This is a genomic window from Pseudomonas sp. GM48, assembly GCF_000282335.1.
GTDB lineage: Bacteria > Pseudomonadota > Gammaproteobacteria > Pseudomonadales > Pseudomonadaceae > Aquipseudomonas.
In genome coordinates this window covers 41732-61540 of record NZ_AKJM01000047.1, presented here as the reverse complement: position 1 = coordinate 61540, position 19809 = coordinate 41732, and the positions used below count along the sequence as shown (strand labels likewise).

Annotated in this window: 17 protein-coding genes; 15 read left to right on the top strand and 2 right to left on the bottom strand. The window is 57.8% G+C overall.

From position 1 onward, the window contains the following. Nucleotides 1-247 precede the first annotated feature (247 nt). Entirely contained in the window at nucleotides 248-1537 is a 1290-nt protein-coding gene (gene gltA, locus PMI28_RS20305) for a citrate synthase (RefSeq protein ID WP_007977501.1), read from the bottom strand. Nucleotides 1538-1900: 363 nt separating this feature from the next. Between gltA and sdhC the strand changes: the two genes are divergently transcribed. The 12 genes from sdhC to PMI28_RS20360 all read left to right on the top strand — a co-directional run bounded on the left by sdhC (nucleotide 1901) and on the right by PMI28_RS20360 (nucleotide 16361). Continuing rightward, a complete protein-coding gene (gene sdhC, locus PMI28_RS0128385; protein ID WP_033052382.1) occupies nucleotides 1901-2275 on the top strand; it encodes a succinate dehydrogenase, cytochrome b556 subunit in 375 nt (124 codons plus the stop codon). Beyond that, complete coding sequence (gene sdhD / locus PMI28_RS20310; RefSeq protein ID WP_007977503.1) at nucleotides 2269-2637, top strand: succinate dehydrogenase, hydrophobic membrane anchor protein; 369 nt, start codon at nucleotides 2269-2271, stop codon at nucleotides 2635-2637. Before sdhC ends, sdhD begins: the two co-directional genes overlap by 7 nt. Nucleotides 2638-2640: 3 nt before the next feature. Continuing rightward, nucleotides 2641-4413 (top strand): succinate dehydrogenase flavoprotein subunit, encoded by a 1773-nt coding sequence (gene sdhA / locus PMI28_RS20315; RefSeq protein ID WP_007984593.1) that lies wholly within the window; start codon nucleotides 2641-2643, stop codon nucleotides 4411-4413. A gap of 11 nt (nucleotides 4414-4424) precedes the next feature. Continuing rightward, on the top strand, nucleotides 4425-5129 hold the full coding sequence (locus PMI28_RS20320; protein ID WP_003223007.1) for a succinate dehydrogenase iron-sulfur subunit: 705 nt from the start codon (nucleotides 4425-4427) through the stop codon (nucleotides 5127-5129). Between the two features lie 261 nt (nucleotides 5130-5390). After that, nucleotides 5391-8222 carry a 2-oxoglutarate dehydrogenase E1 component gene (locus PMI28_RS20325; RefSeq protein WP_007984591.1) on the top strand — a complete coding sequence of 944 codons (2832 nt, stop codon included), beginning with the start codon at nucleotides 5391-5393 and terminating at the stop codon, nucleotides 8220-8222. A 42-nt stretch (nucleotides 8223-8264) separates the two neighbouring features. Then, nucleotides 8265-9482: a 2-oxoglutarate dehydrogenase complex dihydrolipoyllysine-residue succinyltransferase gene (gene odhB / locus PMI28_RS20330; RefSeq protein WP_007984589.1), complete on the top strand. Its 1218-nt coding sequence runs from the start codon at nucleotides 8265-8267 to the stop codon at nucleotides 9480-9482. 98 nt (nucleotides 9483-9580) lie between these two features. Continuing rightward, nucleotides 9581-11017, top strand: coding sequence for a dihydrolipoyl dehydrogenase (lpdA, locus tag PMI28_RS20335; protein WP_007984586.1), 1437 nt, complete (start codon nucleotides 9581-9583; stop codon nucleotides 11015-11017). Between the two features lie 181 nt (nucleotides 11018-11198). Next, entirely contained in the window at nucleotides 11199-12365 is a 1167-nt protein-coding gene (gene sucC, locus PMI28_RS20340) for an ADP-forming succinate--CoA ligase subunit beta (protein ID WP_003223015.1), read from the top strand. After that, nucleotides 12365-13246: a succinate--CoA ligase subunit alpha gene (gene sucD, locus PMI28_RS20345; RefSeq protein WP_003223019.1), complete on the top strand. Its 882-nt coding sequence runs from the start codon at nucleotides 12365-12367 to the stop codon at nucleotides 13244-13246. The genes sucC and sucD overlap by 1 nt, the downstream gene beginning before the upstream one ends. A 416-nt stretch (nucleotides 13247-13662) precedes the next feature. Then, a complete protein-coding gene (gene brnQ, locus PMI28_RS20350; RefSeq protein WP_007984581.1) occupies nucleotides 13663-14976 on the top strand; it encodes a branched-chain amino acid transport system II carrier protein in 1314 nt (437 codons plus the stop codon). A 246-nt stretch (nucleotides 14977-15222) separates the two neighbouring features. Beyond that, nucleotides 15223-15960 (top strand): DUF599 domain-containing protein, encoded by a 738-nt coding sequence (locus PMI28_RS20355; protein ID WP_007984580.1) that lies wholly within the window; start codon nucleotides 15223-15225, stop codon nucleotides 15958-15960. Next, nucleotides 15960-16361, top strand: coding sequence for an MAPEG family protein (locus PMI28_RS20360; RefSeq protein ID WP_007984578.1), 402 nt, complete (start codon nucleotides 15960-15962; stop codon nucleotides 16359-16361). Before PMI28_RS20355 ends, PMI28_RS20360 begins: the two co-directional genes overlap by 1 nt. Before the next feature lie 67 nt (nucleotides 16362-16428). Here the strand turns inward: PMI28_RS20360 and PMI28_RS20365 are convergent, their stop codons facing one another. Continuing rightward, on the bottom strand, nucleotides 16429-16683 hold the full coding sequence (locus tag PMI28_RS20365) for a hypothetical protein (RefSeq protein ID WP_007984576.1): 255 nt from the start codon (nucleotides 16681-16683) through the stop codon (nucleotides 16429-16431). Between the two features lie 158 nt (nucleotides 16684-16841). Between PMI28_RS20365 and PMI28_RS20370 the strand changes: the two genes are divergently transcribed. The 3 genes from PMI28_RS20370 (at nucleotide 16842) to htpG (ending at nucleotide 19753) form a co-directional block, all read left to right on the top strand. Further along, a complete protein-coding gene (locus tag PMI28_RS20370) occupies nucleotides 16842-17318 on the top strand; it encodes a PaaI family thioesterase (RefSeq protein ID WP_007984574.1) in 477 nt (158 codons plus the stop codon). Continuing rightward, a complete protein-coding gene (locus tag PMI28_RS20375) occupies nucleotides 17315-17767 on the top strand; it encodes a PaaI family thioesterase (protein WP_007984572.1) in 453 nt (150 codons plus the stop codon). Before PMI28_RS20370 ends, PMI28_RS20375 begins: the two co-directional genes overlap by 4 nt. An 81-nt stretch (nucleotides 17768-17848) precedes the next feature. Beyond that, the gene (gene htpG / locus PMI28_RS20380; protein ID WP_007984571.1) at nucleotides 17849-19753 is read left to right on the top strand and encodes a molecular chaperone HtpG; all 1905 of its coding nucleotides are present in this window, start codon (nucleotides 17849-17851) and stop codon (nucleotides 19751-19753) included. Nucleotides 19754-19809 lie beyond the last annotated feature (56 nt).

Sequence of the window (19809 nt, the reverse complement as noted above, 5' to 3'; positions counted from 1 at the left end):
GGCCCACGGAGCAGGACCGGAGTGAGGGCATGCCGAGCCACAGCGAGGCACCGAACGTCAGGGGCAGAGCGCTTTGGTTACTTTCGCGCTTTTCGAAAGTGACCCGCCGTAAGGGCGGAACCATAAGCCGCCGTTACCTAAATAACGGATATGCCCACGATCAAAAAACCGCCAAACACAAACAAAAACGGCCTCTATATAAGAGGCCGTTCCCGGTGCAACTCAACACGCTACAGCAAGACAGATCTTACTTGCGGTCTTCCAGCTTGGTGATGTCACGCGACTCGTAGCCGGTGTACAGCTGGCGCGGGCGGCCGATCTTGTACGGGCTGGAGAGCATTTCTTTCCAGTGGGAGATCCAGCCGACGGTCCGCGCCAGGGCGAAGATCACGGTGAACATGCTGGTTGGAATGCCGATCGCCTTGAGGATGATCCCCGAGTAGAAGTCGACGTTCGGGTACAGCGAGCGTTCGATGAAGTACGGGTCGGTCAGGGCGATCTCTTCCAGGCGCATGGCCAGTTCGAGTTGCGGATCGTTCTGGATGCCCAGTTCCTTCAACACTTCGTCGCAGGTCTGCTTCATGACGGTGGCGCGTGGGTCGCGGTTTTTGTAAACGCGGTGACCGAAGCCCATCAGTTTGAACGGATCGTTCTTGTCCTTGGCCTTGGCGATGAACTTGTCGATGTTCGAAACATCGCCGATTTCATCGAGCATGGTCAGTACGGCTTCGTTTGCACCGCCGTGGGCTGGGCCCCACAGTGCAGCGATACCGGCGGCGATACAGGCAAACGGGTTGGCACCCGAAGAACCTGCCAGGCGCACGGTGGACGTCGAGGCGTTCTGCTCGTGGTCGGCGTGGAGGATGAAGATCCGGTCCATGGCCTTGGCGAGTACCGGGCTGATCGGTTTGATCTCGCACGGGGTGTTGAACATCATGTGCAGGAAGTTTTCCGCGTACGACAGGTCGTTGCGCGGGTACATCATGGGTTGGCCCATGGAGTACTTGTAAACCATCGCTGCCAGGGTCGGCATCTTGGCAACCAGGCGGATCGCGGAAATTTCGCGATGCTGCGGGTTATTGATGTCCAGGGAGTCGTGGTAGAACGCCGAGAGGGCGCCGACTACACCGCACATGACGGCCATCGGGTGGGCGTCGCGACGGAAGCCGTTGAAGAAGGTCTTCAGCTGCTCGTGAACCATGGTGTGGTTCTTCACGGTGCTGACGAACTGGGCCTTCTGTTCTGCGGTCGGCAGTTCGCCGTTGAGCAGCAGATAGCAGGTTTCCAGGTAGTCCGACTTTTCAGCCAGCTGTTCGATCGGGTAGCCGCGGTGCAGCAGAATGCCGTTGTCGCCGTCGATATAGGTGATCTTCGACTCGCACGAAGCGGTCGACATGAAGCCTGGGTCAAAGGTGAAACGGCCCGTGGCCGTCAGGCCCCGAACATCGATAACATCGGGACCAACGGTGCCGGTTAAAATGGGCAGCTCGACGGGGGCTGCGCCCTCGATGATCAACTGCGCTTTTTTGTCAGCCATGTGGCCTCCTATTTATGCTTGAAATCATCAGACAGACCCCCCACGCAGGGCCCGCACCACTATAGTGAGATAAATTCGAATGTCAATTTGCCTAAAGTCTTGCTCCAGAAGGCTTTAACCGGACTTTTTTCTCGAAATTGGCTGCCATTTACGCCTTTTATGTCAGTTGCGCAATCCGCTGTTTGGGTTAGGGGATTGCGTTGTCATTAGTAGCCTAACTGTCTATACTCGGCCACCGACCGCCAAGGGCTTTTGGGCCTGCTTTATTGGGGGTCGCATCCCTGGGTGGTGGTTACCTGACCAGTGCACTCCCCAACAACTTTGCCCTGATTGTTAGGGGCTCTTCAGTGTGAAAAAAAAGCCGTGAAAAGCCAACGACCTGTAAACCTAGACCTAAGGACCATCAAACTCCCCATCACCGGCGTTACGTCGTTTCTTCACCGTGTTTCCGGCATCATCCTCTTCCTGGGCCTTGGCTTCATGCTTTATGCATTGGGCAAATCCCTGGGTTCCGAGGAAGGTTTTGCCGACGTGAAGGCAACCTTGACCAGTCCACTGGCCAAGTTCGTAGCATGGGGCCTCCTGTCCGCTCTTCTGTATCACCTGGTAGCCGGTGTGCGCCATCTGATCATGGATATGGGCATCGGTGAGACGCTGGAAGGCGGCCGCCTGGGCTCGAAAATTATCATCGCCGTTTCCGTGGTGTTGATCGTTCTGGCAGGAGTTTGGATATGGTAACCAGCGTTACGAACCTTTCGCGTTCCGGTCTTTATGACTGGATGGCGCAACGTGTGTCTGCGGTCGTTCTCGCGGCTTATTTCATTTTCCTGATTGGATACCTCGCTGCGAACCCTGGCATTGGTTATGACCAATGGCATGGCCTGTTCGCCCACAACGGGATGCGTATCTTCAGTCTGCTGGCCCTTGTGGCCCTGGGCGCTCACGCCTGGGTCGGCATGTGGACCATCGCGACCGACTACCTGACGCCAATGGCGCTGGGCAAGTCCGCGACTGCAGTACGTTTCCTATTCCAGGCAGTATGCGGCGTTGCGATGTTCGCTTACTTCGTCTGGGGCGTGCAGATTCTCTGGGGTATCTGATTCATGGCTAACATTCCAACGATTTCTTTCGACGCCATCATTATTGGTGGTGGCGGTGCCGGCATGCGCGCAGCGCTGCAACTGGCACAGGGCGGTCACAAGACTGCCGTGATCACCAAGGTTTTCCCGACCCGTTCGCACACTGTATCCGCTCAAGGCGGCATCACCTGCGCGATCGCGTCCGCCGACCCGAACGATGACTGGCGCTGGCACATGTACGATACCGTCAAGGGTTCCGACTACATCGGTGACCAGGACGCTATCGAATACATGTGTCAGGAAGGCCCGGCTGCTGTCTACGAGCTGGACCACATGGGTATGCCGTTCTCGCGTACCGAGCAAGGTCGTATCTACCAGCGTCCATTCGGCGGCCAGTCGAAGGATTACGGTAAAGGCGGCCAGGCTGCGCGTACTTGCGCTGCGTCCGACCGTACCGGTCACGCGCTGCTGCACACCCTTTATCAGGGCAACCTGAAAGCCGGTACCGTGTTCCTGAACGAGTACTACGCTGTCGATCTGGTGAAAAACGGCGAAGGCGAGTTCGTCGGTGTGATCGCGATCTGCATCGAAACCGGTGAAACCACCTACATCCGTGCGAAAGCCACCGTATTGGCGACCGGCGGTGCAGGCCGTATCTACGCTTCGACCACCAACGCCCTGATCAACACCGGTGACGGCGTTGGCATGGCGCTGCGTGCCGGCGTACCGGTACAAGACATTGAAATGTGGCAGTTCCACCCGACCGGTATCGCCGGCGCCGGTGTACTGGTTACAGAAGGTTGCCGTGGTGAAGGTGGATACCTGATCAACAAGCACGGCGAGCGTTTCATGGAGCGTTATGCTCCGAACGCGAAAGACCTTGCAGGTCGTGACGTTGTTGCCCGTTCGATGGTTAAAGAGATCATCGCCGGCAACGGTTGCGGTCCGAATGGCGATCACGTAATGCTCAAACTCGACCACCTGGGCGAGGAAGTGCTGCACAGCCGTCTGCCAGGCATCTGCGAACTGTCGAAGACTTTCGCACACGTTGACCCGGTTGTCGCTCCGGTTCCGGTTGTTCCGACCTGCCACTACATGATGGGCGGCGTTGCCACCAACATTCATGGCCAGGCGATCACCCAGGACGCCGATGGCGTGGATCAGATCATTCCTGGTCTGTTCGCCGTGGGCGAAGTGGCTTGCGTATCGGTTCACGGTGCCAACCGTCTGGGTGGCAACTCGCTGCTCGACCTGGTGGTATTCGGTCGCGCTGCCGGCCTGCACCTGGAAAAAGCACTGACCGACGGTATCGAATACGACGACGCCACCGACGCCGACATCAATGCGGCCCTGGCCCGTCTGTCCGCTCTGAACGAGCGTACCGAAGGTGAGGACGTGGCTACCCTGCGTCGCGAGCTGCAAAGCTGCATGCAGAACTACTTCGGTGTATTCCGTACCGGCGAATACATGCAGAAAGGTATTGCCCAACTGGCCGACCTGCGCAAGCGCATCGCCAACGTGAAGATCAACGATAAGTCGCAGGCGTTCAACACTGCCCGTATCGAAGCGCTGGAACTGCAAAACCTGCTGGAAGTGGCTGAAGCTACCGCCATCGCTGCCGAAGTGCGTAAAGAGTCCCGCGGCGCTCACGCCCGTGAAGACTTCGAAGATCGTGACGACGAAAACTGGCTGTGCCACACCCTGTACTTCCCGGGTGACAAGCGCGTCACCAAGCGTGCCGTGAACTTCTCGCCGAAGACTGTTCCGACTTTCGAACCTAAAGTCCGGACTTATTAAGGGTGACCGCCATGTTGCAAGTCAGTGTTTATCGTTACAACCCTGATCAGGACGCTGCGCCGTTCATGCAGGAATTCCAGGTCGATACCGGTGGTAAAGACCTGATGGTGCTGGACGTGCTGGCCCTGATCAAAGAGCAGGACGAAGGTTTCTCCTATCGTCGCTCTTGCCGTGAAGGTGTTTGCGGTTCCGACGGCATGAACATCAACGGCAAAAACGGCCTGGCGTGCATCACGCCGCTGTCTGCTGTCGTAAAAGGTAACAAGTTGATCGTTCGTCCTCTGCCAGGTTTGCCGGTTATCCGTGACCTGGTCGTCGATATGAGCATCTTCTACAAGCAATACGAAAAGGTTAAGCCATACCTGCAGAACGACACGCCGGCTCCGGCCATCGAGCGTCTGCAGTCCCCTGAAGAACGTGAAAAGCTCGACGGTCTGTACGAGTGCATCCTGTGCGCTTGCTGCTCGACTTCCTGCCCGTCCTTCTGGTGGAACCCGGACAAGTTCCTGGGCCCGGCTGCTCTGCTGCAAGCCTACCGCTTCCTGGCAGACAGCCGTGACACCAAGACGTCCGAGCGTCTGGCTTCGCTGGATGACCCGTTCAGCGTATTCCGCTGCCGCGGGATCATGAACTGCGTCAACGTTTGTCCGAAAGGCCTGAACCCGACTAAGGCCATCGGTCACATCCGTAACATGTTGCTCTCGAGCGGCGTGTGATTCAGCTGTTGTACCCGTAGGACCGCAGTACCCGTAGATGCTACGGCGCAGGCTTCAACCGGCGCCGTAGTTTTAACCTGAGCAGCAGCTTAAAAGGCTGCGGCTCTTATTTTGAAGAAATGAGACAAGCAGGGGCATCCGGGCTGGTACCCGGACTATCAGTGTGATCCTAGTGGCTTGTTTTGGTCGCTGCATTCGGACTTCTGCAAGTTTGCTCGGTGTCGACACCGATGGTGTTCCCCTAACCGAGGGTGACCAAGCATGCAAGAAAGCGTGATGCAGCGCATGTGGAACAGTGCCTACCTATCCGGTAGTAACGCTGCCTATGTGGAAGAGCTTTACGAGCTCTACCTGCACGACCCTAACGCTGTGCCAGAAGAGTGGCGCACCTACTTCCAGAAGTTGCCTGCTGACGGCAACTCTGCCACCGATGTTTCGCACTCCACAATTCGCGATCATTTCGTCTTGCTGGCAAAGAACCAGCGCCGCGCCCAACCGGTTTCCGCCGGCAGCGTGAGCAGTGAGCACGAGAAGAAGCAAGTTGAAGTGCTGCGATTGATCCAGGCCTACCGTATGCGTGGCCACCAGGCAGCCCAGCTTGACCCGCTGGGGCTGTGGCAGCGTCCTGCACCTGCAGACCTGTCGATCAATCATTACGGCTTGACCAATGCCGATCTTGATACGACCTTCCGTGCCGGCGACCTGTTCATCGGCAAAGAGGAAGCGAGCCTACGCGAAATTCACGAAGCGTTGCAGCAGACATATTGCCGCACCATCGGCGCTGAATTCACGCACATCACCGATTCCGAGCAGCGCCAGTGGTTCCAGCAGCGACTGGAAAGCGTGCGCGGTCGTCCGACGTACTCCGCCGACATCAAGAGCCACCTGCTCGAGCGCGTGACCGCCGGCGAAGGCCTGGAAAAATACCTGGGTACCAAATACCCGGGTACCAAGCGTTTCGGTCTGGAAGGCGGCGAGAGCCTGATTCCGATGCTCGACGAGCTGATCCAGCGTTCCGGCTCCTACGGCACCAAGGAAATCGTCATCGGCATGGCTCACCGTGGCCGTCTGAACGTGTTGGTCAACACCTTCGGCAAGAACCCGCGCGAGTTGTTCGACGAGTTCGAAGGCAAGAAGAAGGTCGAGCTGGGTTCCGGTGACGTGAAATACCACCAGGGCTTCTCGTCCAACGTGATGACCACTGGCGGTGAAGTTCACCTGGCCATGGCGTTCAACCCGTCCCACCTGGAAATCGTTTCCCCGGTGGTCGAGGGTTCGGTTCGCGCCCGTCAGGATCGTCGCAACGACCCGACCGGTGAGAAGGTTCTGCCGATCTCCATCCACGGTGACGCTGCATTCGCAGGTCAGGGCGTGGTCATGGAAACCTTCCAGATGTCGCAGACCCGCGGTTTCAAGACCGGCGGTACCGTGCACATCGTGATCAACAACCAGGTTGGTTTCACCATCAGCAACCCGCTGGACTCGCGTTCCACCGAGTACGCGACCGACGTTGCGAAAATGATCCAGGCACCGATCCTCCATGTGAATGGTGATGATCCGGAAGCCGTATTGTTCGTGACCCAGCTGGCCATCGACTACCGCATGCAGTTCAAGCGTGACGTGGTGATCGACCTGGTCTGCTACCGTCGTCGCGGCCACAACGAGGCCGACGAGCCAAGCGGTACCCAGCCTCTGATGTATCAGCAGATCACCAAACAGCGCACCACCCGTGAGCTGTATGCCGATCGTCTGACTCAGGGCGGTGTGATGGACGCAGAGCGTGTTCAGGCGAAAGTCGACGAATATCGCAACGCGCTGGACAACGGTCTGCACGTAGTGAAAAGCCTGGTCAAAGAGCCGAACAAAGAGTTGTTCGTGGACTGGCGTCCGTATCTGGGCCACGCCTGGACCGCGCGTCACGACACTCGCTTCGACCTCAAGACCTTGCAGGAACTGTCCGCCAAGCTGCTGGAAATCCCGGAAGGCTTCGTGGTTCAGCGCCAGGTTGCCAAGATCTACGAAGACCGCCAGAAGATGCAAGCCGGCGGCCTGCCGATCAACTGGGGTTACGCCGAAACCATGGCGTACGCGACCCTGGCGTTCGAAGGTCATCCGATTCGCATGACTGGCCAGGACATCGGTCGCGGTACGTTCTCGCACCGCCATGCTGTCCTGCACAACCAGAAAGATGCGGGCACCTACATCCCGCTGCAGAACCTGTACGACGGTCAGCCGCGTTTTGACCTGTACGACTCGTTCCTGTCCGAAGAAGCGGTATTGGCGTTCGAGTACGGTTACTCGACCACCACGCCGAATGCCCTGGTTATCTGGGAAGCCCAGTTCGGCGACTTCGCCAACGGCGCCCAGGTAGTGATTGACCAGTTCATCACCAGTGGCGAGCACAAGTGGGGCCGTCTGTGCGGTCTGACCATGCTGCTGCCACACGGTTATGAAGGTCAGGGTCCGGAGCACTCCTCGGCTCGTCTGGAGCGTTACCTGCAGTTGTGCGCCGAGCACAACATTCAGGTTTGCATGCCGACGACGCCGGCTCAGATCTACCATTTGCTGCGCCGTCAGGTTATTCGCCCGCTGCGCAAACCACTGGTAGTCCTGACTCCGAAGTCGCTGCTGCGCCACAAGCTGGCCATCTCGACGCTGGAAGATCTGGCCGAAGGTTCGTTCCAGACCGTCATCCCGGAAATCGATGCCCAAGACCCGAAAAAGGTCGAGCGCGTTGTTCTGTGTAGCGGCAAGGTCTACTACGACCTGCTGGAAAAACGCCGTGCCGAAGGTCGTGACGACATCGCCATCGTGCGTATCGAGCAGCTGTACCCATTCCCTGAGGACGACTTGAAAGAAGTCCTGGCTCCTTATACCAACGTCAAGCATGCCGTTTGGTGTCAGGAAGAGCCGATGAACCAGGGTGCCTGGTACTGCAGCCAACACCACATGCGTCGCAGCATCAGCAACCTCAACAAGTCTCTCGTACTCGAGTACGCGGGCCGTGAGGCTTCTGCTGCACCTGCATGCGGTTACGCATCGATGCACGCCGAACAGCAGGAACAACTGCTGCAAGACGCCTTTACTGTTTAACGCCTTCGCGCACCTGAAACCGAATTTAAGGAACCACAGACAATGGCTATCGAGATCAAAGCCCCCACTTTCCCGGAATCGGTTGCCGATGGCACCGTTGCCACCTGGCACAAACAACCGGGCGACGCGGTCAAGCGCGACGAATTGATCGTCGACATCGAAACCGACAAGGTCGTGCTGGAAGTGTTGGCTACTGCTGACGGCGTGCTGGGCGCTATCGTCAAGAACGAAGGCGACACCGTTCTGTCCGACGAAGTCCTGGGCTCCATCGTTGAAGGCGGCGCTGCTGCCGCAGCTCCCGCTGCCGCTGCTGCTCCGGCCGCTGCTGCCGCTCCAGCTGCCGGCGCTGACGAAGACGCTATCGCAGCTCCAGCCGCTCGCAAGCTGGCCGAAGAAAACGGCATCAACCTGGCTTCCGTCAAAGGCACCGGCAAAGATGGTCGTGTAACCAAGGAAGACGTGGTTGCCGCTGTCGAAGCCAAGAAAGCTGCTCCTGCTGCCGCACCTGCCAAGGCTGCTGCTCCGGCTGCCGCTGCTCCTGTGTTCGCTGCTGGCGACCGCATCGAGAAGCGCGTTCCGATGACCCGCGTTCGCGCCACCGTGGCCAAGCGTCTGGTTGAAGCCCAGTCGAACATGGCGATGCTGACCACTTTCAACGAAGTCGACATGACCGAAGTCATGGCGCTGCGTTCGAAGTACAAGGATCTGTTCGAGAAGAGCCACAACGGCGTACGCCTGGGCTTCATGTCGTTCTTCGTGAAAGCAGCCACCGAAGCGCTGAAACGCTTCCCGGCTGTCAACGCCTCGATCGACGGCGGCGACATCGTTTACCACGGCTACGCTGACGTCGGCGTTGCAGTTTCCAGCGATCGCGGCCTGGTAGTACCGGTTCTGCGTAACGCCGAACTGATGAGCCTGGCTGAAATCGAAGGCGGCATCGCCACCTTCGGCAAGAAAGCCCGCGACGGCAAACTGTCGATGGACGAAATGACCGGTGGCACTTTCACCATCACCAACGGCGGTACTTTCGGTTCGATGATGTCGACCCCGATCGTCAACCCGCCACAAGCCGCCATCCTGGGCATGCACAACATCATCCAGCGTCCTATGGCCATCAACGGTCAGGTCGTTATCCGTCCGATGATGTACCTGGCACTGTCCTACGATCACCGTCTGATCGATGGCAAAGAAGCTGTGACCTTCCTGGTGACCATCAAGAACCTGCTGGAAGATCCGGCTCGTCTGTTGCTGGATATCTGATAGAAGCAGCCATGAGCTGCAAGCCCGTGCTGTCGGAAAACCCGCAGCCTGGCTTGCCGCTCGCGGCTTGAAGCTTTTCGCTAAAGAGGATTTTTTGAATGTCGCAGAAATTTGACGTAGTAGTGATCGGTGCGGGCCCTGGCGGTTACGTCGCTGCCATCAAGGCCGCGCAGTTGGGACTCTCCACTGCCTGCATCGAGAAGTACACCGACAAGGAAGGCAAACTGGCTCTGGGCGGTACCTGCCTGAACGTCGGCTGCATTCCATCCAAGGCCCTGCTGGACAGCTCGTGGAAATTCCACGAGGCCCAGGACGGTTTCGCGATTCACGGTATCAATCACGCTGGCGTGACCATGGACGTGCCAGCGATGGTCGGCCGTAAAGCCAACATCGTCAAAGGCCTGACTTCCGGCGTTGCGACCCTGTTCAAAGCCAACGGTGTGACCTCCATCCAGGGTCACGGCAAGCTGCTGGCCGGCAAGAAAGTCGAAGTCACCAAGCCTGATGGCTCGGTAGAAATCATCGAAGCCGAAAACGTCATCCTCGCTCCGGGCTCGCGTCCGATCGACATTCCACCGGCTCCGGTCGACCAGAATGTGATCGTCGATTCGACTGGCGCTCTGGAATTCCAATCCGTTCCAAAACGTCTGGGCGTGATCGGCGCTGGCGTGATCGGTCTGGAACTGGGTTCGGTATGGTCGCGTCTGGGTGCAGAAGTGACTGTCCTGGAAGCCCTGGACACCTTCCTGATGGCAGCCGACACCGCTGTTTCCAAGGAAGCGCTGAAAACCCTGACCAAACAGGGCCTGGACATCAAGCTGGGCGCTCGCGTAACCGGTTCGAAGGTTAACGGCAACGAAGTCGTTGTGAACTACACCGATGCCAACGGCGAACAGAACATCACTTTCGACAAGCTGATCGTAGCCGTTGGTCGCCGTCCGGTGACCACTGATCTGCTGGCTGCCGACTGCGGCGTGACCCTGGACGAGCGCGGTTTCGTGCACGTTGATGATCACTGCGCCACCACCGTACCGGGCGTTTACGCCATCGGCGACGTGGTTCGCGGCATGATGCTGGCGCACAAGGCGTCCGAAGAAGGCATCATGGTTGTCGAGCGCATCAAGGGCCACAAGGCCCAGATGAACTATGATTTGATCCCTTCGGTTATTTATACTCACCCGGAAATCGCGTGGGTTGGTAAAACCGAGCAGGCCTTGAAAGCCGAAGGCGTAGAAGTTAACGTCGGCACCTTCCCGTTCGCAGCCTCCGGCCGTGCCATGGCTGCCAACGATACCGGCGGTTTCGTCAAGGTCATCGCAGATGCCAAGACAGACCGCGTACTGGGCGTCCACGTGATTGGCCCAAGCGCTGCCGAACTGGTTCAGCAGGGCGCGATCGGTATGGAGTTCGGCACCAGCGCTGAAGACCTGGGCATGATGGTTTTCTCCCATCCGACCCTGTCTGAAGCCTTGCACGAAGCTGCTCTGGCAGTGAATGGCGGCGCCATCCACATCGCCAACCGCAAGAAGCGTTAAGACATAATAAGAAACCACGGCGGTTTGGCCCGTCGTGAGCCTTGCACGCAAGACTCACCGCGGAATATCCGCTGGACGCAGTCTTGCATAGCTCAGCTATGCAAGCAGCAGTCACAGGTGGTGCGGCACTTGAATGAGTGCAGCACCGAATGCGCAGTACCTAACGAAGACGGTAATAAGCATGAATCTTCACGAGTATCAGGGTAAGCAGCTGTTCGCTGAGTACGGCCTGCCAGTTTCCACCGGTTACGCGGTAGACACCCCGGAAGCAGCAGCAGAAGCTTGCGACAAAATCGGCGGCAGTGAGTGGGTTGTCAAAGCCCAGGTCCACGCCGGTGGTCGCGGTAAAGCGGGCGGCGTAAAGCTGGTTCGCAACAAAGAAGACGCCAAAGCCTTCGCACAGCAGTGGCTGGGCAAGCGTCTGGTGACTTACCAGACTGACGCCAATGGTCAGCCAGTCACCAAGATCCTGGTTGAATCGTGCACTGATATCGCTAAAGAGCTGTACCTGGGCGCTGTCGTTGACCGTTCGAGCCGTCGTATCGTGTTCATGGCTTCCACCGAAGGTGGCGTGGACATCGAGAAAATCGCTCACGACACTCCAGAAAAAATTCTGAAAGCCACTATCGATCCACTGGTTGGCGCTCAGCCATTCCAGGGTCGCGAGCTGGCATTCCAGTTGGGTCTGGAAGGCAAGCAAGTTGCCCAGTTCGCCAAGATCTTCGTAGGTCTGGCCAAACTGTTCCAGGATCACGATCTGGCCCTGCTGGAAGTGAACCCGCTGGTGATCAAGGCTGACGGCGATCTGCACTGCCTGGACGCCAAGATCAACATCGACGCCAACGCCATGTACCGTCAGCCTAAGCTGAAGACTTTCCACGATCCGTCGCAAGACGATCCGCGCGAAGCGCACGCTGCCAAGTTCGAACTGAACTATGTAGCGCTGGAAGGCAACATTGGTTGCATGGTCAACGGTGCTGGCCTGGCCATGGGTACCATGGACATCGTCAACCTGCATGGCGGCAAGCCAGCCAACTTCCTCGACGTGGGCGGCGGTGCTACCAAAGAACGCGTTACCGAAGCGTTCAAGATCATCCTGTCCGACACTAACGTCGCTGCAGTACTGGTCAACATCTTCGGCGGCATCGTTCGTTGCGACATGATTGCCGAAGGCATCATCGGTGCAGTGAAAGAAGTCGGCGTGAAAATCCCGGTTGTTGTTCGCCTTGAAGGCAACAACGCTGAGCTGGGCGCTAAAGTACTGGCAGAAAGCGGTTTGAACATCATCGCTGCTACCAGCCTGACCGACGCTGCTCAACAAGTCGTTAAAGCTGCGGAGGGCAAATAATGAGCGTCCTGATCAATAAAGACACCAAAGTTATCTGCCAGGGTATTACCGGTTCGCAAGGTAGTTTCCACACCCAGCAAGCCATCGAGTACGGCACCAAGATGGTTGGTGGTGTAACTCCAGGCAAAGGCGGCACCGAGCACCTGGGCCTGCCAGTGTTCAACACCGTGAAAGACGCTGTAGCTGCCACTGGCGCCACCGCCAGCGTGATCTACGTTCCGGCTCCTTTCTGCAAGGACTCGATCCTGGAAGCTGCTTTCGGCGGCATCAAGCTGATCGTCTGCATCACCGAAGGCATTCCTACCCTGGACATGCTGGACGCTAAAGTTAAGTGCGACGAGCTGGGTGTTACCCTGATCGGCCCTAACTGCCCAGGCGTGATCACTCCAGGCGAATGCAAGATCGGCATCATGCCAGGTCACATTCACTTGCCAGGCAAGGTCGGTATCGTTTCCCGTTCCGGCACCCTGACCTACGAAGCTGTGAAGCAAACTACTGACGCCGGTTTCGGTCAGTCGACTTGCGTCGGCATCGGTGGTGACCCGATCCCGGGTTCGAACTTCATCGACATCCTGAAGCTGTTCCAGGAAGACCCGAAGACCGAAGCGATCGTGATGATCGGCGAGATCGGCGGTTCGGCTGAAGAAGAAGCGGCTGCCTACATCAAGGCACACGTGACCAAGCCGGTTGTTTCCTACATCGCTGGTGTGACTGCTCCTCCGGGCAAGCGCATGGGCCATGCTGGCGCAATCATCTCTGGCGGCAAAGGCACTGCAGACGAGAAATTCGCTGCTCTGCAAGACGCAGGCGTTAAAACCGTGCGTTCGCTGGCAGACATCGGCAAGGCCCTGGCCGAGCTGACTGGTTGGGCTGTCAAGTAAGCCTCGCGCTTAGCTGACGCTTCACCAAACAAAGGCCACCTTCGGGTGGCCTTTGTCGTTTCCGGGGTTTGTGTTGGCTCTGCTGGCACCTTCGTCGGAACGCCGCCCGGGGCAAGCCCGCTCCCACATTTTGTACGCGTTCCAATGTGGGAGCGGGCTTGCCCGCGAAGGCGGACTTACAGACACCAACCATTTATATGCAAAAACGCGACACGAAAATGTCGTAGATCGGAATGTTCGCCCTCTAACAGTGCGTTTCTGGTCCAAATTCGTTAGGCTACTCGCCATTTTTGCGTCCGCGGCCCACAAGGCTGCAACGCGCTAAAAGGGTCGGTCTTATACGGACTGACAGCATTTCCCTCACCCATAGGGAAATCCCTCTCTAAATTCCGATTCAGTAGTGTGGTATTTCCTTAATGAAAGTGTTGAAAGGCCAGGACATCCTGGCACTTGGTTTTATGACGTTTGCCCTGTTCGTCGGGGCTGGCAACATCATCTTCCCGCCTATCGTCGGTTTGCAGTCCGGGCCTAATGTCTGGATGGCGGCGCTGGGTTTTCTGGTCACTGCCGTGGGATTGCCGGTGATCACCGTTGTGGCGCTGGCCAAGGTCGGTGGTGCAATGGATGCGTTGAGCAGCCCGATCGGTAAAGTGGCGGGTGGCCTGTTGGCGGCTGCTTGCTATCTGGCCGTAGGACCGCTGTTCGCGACGCCTCGTACCGCGACAGTATCGTTCGAAGTGGGCCTGGCGCCGCTGACCGGCGAGAGCCCGCTGGCGCTGTTCCTGTACAGTTCGGTTTACTTCCTGCTGGTGTTCTTCATCTCGCTGTATCCGGGCCGTTTGCTGGATACCGTAGGGCGGTTTCTCGCTCCGCTGAAGATCATCGCCCTGGCTGTGCTGGGCATTGCAGCATTCGCCCTGCCGGCCGGTGACATTGGTCATGCAACCCCTGAATACGTGGCAGCCCCGTTTTCCCAAGGCTTCATCAATGGTTACCTGACCATGGATACCCTGGGTGCCCTGGTGTTCGGCATCGTTATCGTTAACGCCATCCGTTCCCGCGGCGTCGAGTCGCCGGCACTGATCACCCGCTACGCGATCATCGCGGGTCTGATTGCCGGTGTGGGCCTGGCGCTGGTGTATGTCAGCCTGTTCCGTCTCGGTTCGGGCAGCCACGAAGTGGCGGCTGGCGCTACCAATGGCGCGGCGGTATTGCACGCCTACGTGCAGCACACCTTCGGTTCGCTGGGCAGCGGTTTCCTTGCCGTGCTGATCTCGCTGGCGTGTCTGGTGACCGCGGTCGGCCTGACCTGTGCCTGCGCCGAGTACTTCAGCCGCGTGCTGCCACTGTCCTACAAGACCCTGGTGATTATCCTGGCGGCGTTTTCCCTGCTGGTGTCCAACCTGGGCCTGACCAAGCTGATTGCGTTCTCGATCCCGGTGCTCACCGCGATCTACCCACCGTGCATCGTTCTGGTGGCGTTGAGCTTCTGCAAGGACTTCTGGCATGAGCAGGGTCGTATCCTCGGCCCGGTGATGCTGGTGTCGTTCATCTTCGGCCTGATCGACGCCCTCAAGGGCGCCGGGCTGGCGGACTGGATGCCGACGCAACTGGCGCACCTGCCGCTGAGCGAACAGGGCCTGGCCTGGCTGGTGCCTTCGGTAATGACGCTGGTGGTTGCGGTGGTTTGCGATCGCCTGCTGGGCAAGCGCGAAGAAGCACTGGCTTAAGCTTTACCGGTCCGTCACAAAACAGAAATGCCCCGTATCAATCGATACGGGGCATTTTTTTATGGGGTGATGCGGTGTCTTTTCTGTTGAGCTAACGTCGAAGCATTGCAAAACCTGATGTGGGAGCGGGCTTGCTCGCGAAGACGGTGGGTCAGTCAACATCAATGTTGACTGATATGCCGCCTTCGCGAGCAAGCCCGCTCCCACAGGGATTCGGTACTCTTCTTGCACAACACAAGGACCTGCATGTCGTTCATCCAAGCCAACCTGATCCACATTCTTGCCGCTATCTGGTTCGTTATCTGCTGGGGTGGGTACACCCGCTATGCCACCTGGAAAGGCCGTGACACCGCGTGTCTGGCCAGTGTGCTGCACCTGTATCGTGAGGACTGGATGCGCCGCATGCTGCTGCGCGACAACCGCATCGCCGATGCCAGCGTGATCGGCAATCTGGAGCGCAATGCTTCGTTCTTCGCCTCCAGTACGTTGATTATCCTGGCCGGTATTCTCACAGTGCTGGGGGCTTCGGAGCGGGCGGTTTCGTTGCTGGCGGATATCCCGATGGTGCAACAGGCGTCCCAGGGCATGTCGGAGATCAAGTTGCTGTGCCTGGCGCTGGTGTTTGTCTATGCGTTCTTTACCTTTAGCTGGTGCATGCGTCAGTACAACTTCGCGGCCATCCTGGTGGGCTCGGCACCCATGATCGGTGAGCGTCATGTCTCGGAGCAGGAGCGTAAAGCCTTTGCGAACCGGGCAGCCCGAGTCATCTCCATGGCCGCCAACCAGTTCAACTTCGGGCTGCGTTCCTACTACTTCGGCATGACCATGCTGGCCTGGTTTGTCAGCCCATGGTTGTTCATGTTGATGAGTGCCGGCGTGGTGTTTGTGTTGTACCGCCGAGAGTTTCATTCCGACGTTCTCGACGTGATGGTCTATACCCCTACAGAGGCGCCATTGCCGGAGGTGATCAAAGAGGCTGCTTGATGAGTATTCCATTCTGGTGCGTGTTTATCAGTGCGGTGTTGATCTACCTGGCGCGAATGCCTGTGTCCAGGGCCATGAAAGAGCAGGGCGGCTACGACAACCACCTGCCGCGGCAACAGCAGATGCAACTCACAGGCTTTGGTGCCCGGGCGGTGGCAGCGCATCAGAATAGTTTCGAAGCGTTCATGTTGTTTGCGGTGGGTGTGCTGATGGCGCATACCACGCAGACGGCGGGATGGCTTATCGATTGTCTGGCGATCATCTTTGTGATTGCGCGGGTTATTTATCTGGTGTGTTACTGGAAAGACCTGGCCTGGCAACGCAGTCTGGTTTGGCTGGTGGGATTAATCTGTTCGTTGTTGCTGATGATTAGTCCGACCTTTCGTACGATTTTGCTCTAACCGCTTTTTTGAAGACAAAAGAAAACCCGCACTTGGCGGGTTTTCTTTTATCACGCTAAAAACCGCATTAGTTCTTAGGTGCTTCCGGAGCGGCCGGCGCAGCCTCTTTTGCCGCTGCTGCGTTCGATTCAGCCTGATCTTTGGCGGCTTCGGCGTTTTCTTTCGCCGCGTCGTTCACTTTATCCTGTGCTTCGTTCATTTTTTGCTGGGCTTGCTCAGCATGTTGGTTAGCATCTTGAGCTTTGTCCTCGGATTTTTTATCGCAGGCAGCGAGACCGAGGGAAGCGGTCAACATCAAGGCAATAGCTAAAGTCTTACGCATGGGGTGTTTCTCCTGATGAAAAGCATCTACTGGCCTTAAGAACCCACGCATCAGGGTTAAGTTCCTTAATTCTTTCAGATATATAAGTTTGCTCTAATGCGGAACTTTTACCCGGACCGCCACTGCACTGTACGGATATAAACAAGAGTTTTTATCAAATGGCTGAAAACCCCGTTTTTGAGCGTGCGATGCGCTTTCTGTCGGCGTTGCGACACTGTCAGGTACTTGGACTACGCGTTCACAGCGCCAGCAGCGAAGGGCTGACGATCGTGTTGCCGTACAGCCCGCAGATCGTCGGCAATCCCGAAACCGGCGTGATTCATGGTGGGGCGCTGACCTCGCTGATGGACACGGCCTGTGGGATGGCGACGCTTTGCGTGCTCCCGGAATTCGAGGTCTGCCCGACCCTCGATCTGCGCATCGACTACATGCATGCCGCCGAGCCGCATAAAGATGTCTACGGCTTTGCCCAGTGCTACCGCGTCACCACCGACGTGATTTTCGCCCGAGGCTTTGCTTATCAGGATGACCCCGAGCAACCCATTGCCTATGTGATGGGCACTTTCATGCGCATGGGCAAGGGTCTCAAAGGCACCAAGGGCTTTGGTGGCGCGGTTGCCGGAGGTGTCCAATGAGCGAGTCTCTGAAGGAGCAATTGCAAAAGGCCCACGAGCAGGGTGACTACGCCTCGCTGCTGGATTTGATTCCTTATGCCCGGCTGATCGGCGTCGAATGTTCACGGGTGGGAGATGAACTGCTGTTCAAGCTGCCAGCGAACAAGGACAACATTGGTAACCCTTTGTTGCCGGCGATTCATGGCGGTGTGATTGCCGGTTTCATGGAGTTGGCCGCCGCGCTGCACCTGTTGGTGTTTACCGGATCGCCCGGGGTGCCGAAAATCATCGACTTCTCCCTGGATTACCTGCGTGCCGGGCAGTTTCGCGATACCTGGGCCCGATGCCAGGTGTGTCGCCAGGGTCGCCGGGTCGCCAATGTGGCGATTACCGCCTGGCAAAGCACCGAAGCCGAACCCATTGCCACGGCCCGTGCACATTTCAAACTCGAAGAGCCCTTGAAATCCTGAACGGCGCCCCAAACTCTGAGGACAACCCGCCGCCGACCTTCAAGGTCGCGGCTTATGCCATCTGATTGGAGTTTGATGACCATGAGTGTGGAAACTCAAAAGGAAACCCTGGGCTTCCAGACCGAGGTGAAGCAACTGTTGCACCTCATGATCCATTCGCTGTATTCCAACAAGGAAATTTTCCTTCGCGAATTGATCTCGAACGCCTCTGACGCTGTCGACAAATTACGTTTCGAAGCCCTGGCCAAGCCAGAGCTGCTGGAAGGCGGCGCCGAACTGAAAATCCGCGTGAACTTCGACAAGGACGCTAAAACCGTCACCCTCGAAGACAACGGTATCGGCATGAGCCGCGAAGACGCGATCACCCACCTGGGGACCATCGCCAAATCCGGCACCGCCGATTTCATGAAGCACCTGACCGGCGACCAGAAGAAAGACTCGCACCTGATCGGCCAGTTCGGTGTCGGTTTCTACTCCGCCTTCATCGTCGCCGACAAAGTCGATGTGTTCAGCCGTCGTGCCGGCAGCGCTGCCAGCGAAGGCGTGCACTGGTCGTCCAAGGGCGAAGGTAACTTCGAAGTTGCGACCATCGACAAGGCCGAGCGCGGCACTCGCATCGTCCTGCACCTGAAATCCGGTGAAGACGAGTTCGCCGATGGCTGGCGCCTGCGCAACATCATCAAGAAGTACTCCGACCACATCGCTTTGCCAATCGAGTTGCCGAAAGAAGTGGCAGCCACCGAGGGCGAAGAGAAGCCGGCCGTTGAATGGGAAACCGTCAATCGCGCCAGCGCCCTGTGGACCCGTCCGCGTACCGAGATCAAGGACGAGGAATACCAGGAGTTCTACAAGCACATCGCGCACGACTTCGAAAACCCGCTGAGCTGGAGCCACAACAAGGTCGAAGGCAAGCTGGAATACAGCTCGCTGCTGTACGTGCCGACCCGTGCTCCGTTCGATCTGTACCAGCGTGAAGCGCCGAAAGGCCTGAAGCTGTACGTGCAGCGCGTATTCGTCATGGATCAGGCCGAGTCCTTCCTGCCGTTGTACTTGCGCTTCATCAAGGGTGTGGTCGATTCCAACGACCTGTCGCTGAACGTGTCGCGGGAAATCCTGCAGAAAGACCCGATCATCGATTCCATGAAGTCGGCGCTGACCAAGCGCGTGCTGGACATGCTGGAAAAACTGGCGAAGAACGAGCCTGAGCAATACAAGGGCTTCTGGAAAAACTTCGGTCAGGTCATGAAAGAAGGCCCGGCAGAAGACTTCGCCAACAAGGAGAAAATCGCCGGTCTGCTGCGTTTCGCATCGACCCATGGCGACGATGGCGAGCAGGTTGTCGGCCTGGCCGAGTACCTGGCGCGTGCCAAGGAAGGTCAGGACAAGATCTACTACCTGACCGGCGAAACCTACGCGCAAGTCAAGAACAGCCCGCACCTGGAAGTCTTCCGCAAGAAAGGCATCGAAGTGTTGCTGCTGACCGATCGCATCGACGAGTGGCTGATGAGCTACCTCAGCGACTTCGACGGCAAGAGCTTTGTCGACGTGGCGCGCGGTGACCTGGACCTCGGCAACCTGGACTCGGAAGAGGACAAGAAGGCTGCGGAAGAAGTCGCCAAGGCTAAAGAAGGTCTGGTTGAGCGTCTGAAGACCGCGCTGGGCGAATCCGTTGCGGAAGTTCGGGTGTCCCATCGCCTGACCGATTCGCCGGCGATCCTGGCCATCGGCGAGCAGGACCTGGGCTTGCAGATGCGCCAGATTCTCGAAGCCAGCGGCCAGAAGGTTCCGGATTCGAAGCCAATCTTCGAATTCAACCCGGCTCACCCGCTGATCGAGAAGCTCGACAACGAGCAGAGCGACGAGCGCTTCGGCGACCTGTCGCACATCCTCTTCGATCAGGCGGCCCTGGCGGCCGGCGACAGCTTGAAAGACCCTGCGGCGTATGTGCGCCGTCTGAACAAGCTGTTGGTCGAGCTATCAGCTTAACTGTGTTGTAGAAAAACCCGCTTCGGCGGGTTTTTTCATTCTGGTGTTAAAAAATC